The sequence below is a fragment of the Pedobacter sp. 05L430 genome (assembly GCF_056397585.1).
The window spans coordinates 1-1,607 of the sequence record NZ_JBFTNT010000499.1 but is presented as its reverse complement, the minus strand read 5'-3'; the positions used below and the strand labels follow the sequence as shown (position 1 = coordinate 1,607).

The 1,607-nt window shown below is 37.3% G+C and carries 1 protein-coding gene; it reads right to left on the bottom strand.

Features of this window, described 5'->3' with window-relative positions:
• Positions 1–165 precede the first annotated feature (165 nt).
• A complete protein-coding gene (locus tag AC1DG9_RS26805; protein WP_172660425.1) occupies positions 166–1,479 on the bottom strand; it encodes a gluconate:H+ symporter in 1,314 nt (437 codons plus the stop codon).
• Positions 1,480–1,607: the final 128 nt, after the last annotated feature.

Genomic DNA, 1,607 nt, shown 5'->3' with positions numbered 1-1,607 from the left:
TTATCAAACTTTTATCATCTCTAACAGGCCCATGTCCTGATAAATAAAGATACTTTCCATCAATCAAAAAAGGTTTATAAACACCCAAAGGTGTTGGCGCCGGAGGCAATGTTAATCCTAATTTTTCAAACTGTTCATCTGCATTAAAAGTTCCCATATCTATATTTAAATAATTTGATTTAATAAAAGTACGCCTACCAATCCAACAACACCTACTATTGATTCCATTACGGCCCACGATTTAAAGGTATCCTTCATACTTAAGTTAAAGTACTCTTTAAACATCCAGAATCCGGAATCGTTTACGTGCGAAAACATTAAACTGCCTGCACCAACTGCCAAAACCATTAAGTTAGGATCTGTATTAGACGATACCATCAAAGGTAAAATAATCCCCGCAGTTGTCAAGCCTGCTACTGTTGCAGAACCCACACAAAAACGAATAATTGCGGCAATTAACCAGCCTAAAAATAAAGGCTGCATATCCATATCTTTTAAAAGGACTGCTATTTGTCCGCTTACCCCACTATCTACCAAAACTTGCTTTAATGCGCCAGATCCACCGATAATTAACAATATCATGGCAACATCTTTAATCGCTTCGCCATAGATATTCATGATATCCCCCATTTTCTTGCCCTGAAAAATACCTAGCGAAAATGTTGCAACAAACAATGCAATAAGCATGGCAATTGTCGGACTTCCCGCAAAAGCAAAGAAATTGGACACAGCTGGATTCTGATTTTCTGAAAATGTGAATACTGTAGCGCCTATTAAAAGTAAAACAGGCAGTAAGGCCGTAAAAAAGCTATTAAATGTGCCCGGCAATTCTTCTTCAGGCATATCGGCAGGAACAAAAGATGCCAATGGTTTTGATGGAATAGCTTTAAGCGTTCTCGAAAACAATGGTCCACCTATAATAATGGCAGGCACAGCTACAATTAATCCGTACAACAACGTTAAACCCATATTGGCCTTAAACTGAATAACAAGTGCAGAAGGCGAAGGATGCGGTGGTAAAAATCCGTGAGTAACAGATAAAGCAGCAAGCATAGGCAAACCGATGTAAATAACAGGCAACTTATACTTGTAAACAATAGAAAAAATCAACGGAACCATTAACACAAAACCTATCCCGTAAAACAATGGAATACCGATTAGGAACCCCGTAGTAACTACTCCCCATTGTATATATTTCTCTCCGCAAAAATTCATCATAGAGGATGCAATTCTTTGCGCTGCGCCACTTTGGGCCACAAGTTTACCCAACATAGCCCCCACAGTAATGATTACTACCAAAGAGCCTAAAACATCTCCAATTCCCTTTTCTACGGAGGCTGTAACTTTATTAAGTGGAATGCCCAGTAAAATACCGGCAAGTATAGATACAATTAGAAATGCAACAAATGCATTGACCTTAAATGCTGAAACTAAAACAATCAGAAATAGGATACACAATAGGACGATTAGGATGGTCATACTTTCTTATTTTATTTGGAAAACACAAAATAGAAAAAAAAGCGAGTTGCTAAAAGTATTTCTATATTAGTATTACAATAAAGATGAAAAGAAACCTAACCAAATCACTTCTGGCACTAGCTTTAATT

What these genes read in the sequence shown, in the direction of transcription:
- AC1DG9_RS26805 (WP_172660425.1), bottom strand. Translation starts at nt 1,479, where the DNA reads ATGACCATCCTAATCGTCCTATTGTGTATCCTATTTCTGATTGTTTTA.